1 protein-coding gene is annotated in these 957 nt (G+C 69.5%); it reads left to right on the top strand.

Annotation, left to right across the window (positions count from 1 at the left end; all coding sequences use genetic code 11):
* A partial coding sequence (locus ACFQRF_RS27655; RefSeq protein WP_379874419.1) for an acetyl-CoA carboxylase biotin carboxylase subunit occupies positions 1 to 957 on the top strand: 957 nt, incomplete at both ends.

Below are 957 nucleotides of genomic sequence, written 5' to 3'. Positions count from 1 at the left end.
GGCGGCCACACCCCCGCCGACTCCTACCTCAACATCGACAAGATCCTCACCATCGCCGAACAGACAGGCGCCGACGCCGTCCACCCCGGCTACGGCTTCCTCGCCGAAAACGCCGACTTCGCCCAAGCCGTCATCAACGCCGGACTCACCTGGATCGGCCCACCCCCCGAAGCCATCCGCGCCCTCGGCGACAAAGTCCGCGCCCGCCACATCGCCCAAAAAGTCGGCGCCCCCCTCGTCGCCGGCACCCCCGACCCCGTCTCAGGCGCCGAAGAAGTCGTGGCCTTCGCCCAAGAGCACGGCCTGCCCATCGCCATCAAAGCCGCCTTCGGCGGCGGCGGACGCGGCCTCAAAGTCGCCCGCACCCTCAACGAGGTCACCGACGCCTACGACTCCGCCGTCCGCGAAGCCGTCACCGCGTTCGGCCGCGGCGAATGCTTCGTCGAGCGCTACCTCGACCGCCCCCGCCACGTCGAAACCCAATGCCTGGCCGACACCCACGGCAACGTCGTCGTCGTCTCCACCCGCGACTGCTCCCTGCAGCGCCGCCACCAAAAACTCGTCGAAGAAGCCCCCGCCCCCTTCCTCACCCCCGAACAGGTCGAACTCCTCTACACCTCCTCCAAGGCCATCCTGCGCGAAGCCGGCTACACCGGCGCCGGCACCTGCGAATTCCTCGTCGGCGCCGACGGCACCATCTCCTTCCTCGAAGTCAACACCCGCCTGCAGGTCGAACACCCCGTCACCGAAGAGGTCTCCGGCATCGACCTCGTCCGCGAAATGTTCCGCATCGCCGACGGCGAGCCCCTCGGCTACGACGACCCCGTCCCCCACGGCCACTCCCTCGAATTCCGCATCAACGCCGAAGACCCCGGCCGCAACTTCATGCCCGCCCCCGGCACCATCACCACCCTCGACCTGCCCGGCGGCCCCGGCGTGCGCGTGGACACCGGCTGC

This window comes from Marinactinospora rubrisoli (genome assembly GCF_042664915.1).
In the GTDB taxonomy this organism is placed as follows: domain Bacteria; phylum Actinomycetota; class Actinomycetes; order Streptosporangiales; family Streptosporangiaceae; genus Marinitenerispora; species Marinitenerispora rubrisoli.
Note: the sequence above shows the minus strand (reverse complement) of the source record. Positions and strands in the feature narration are given on the sequence as shown.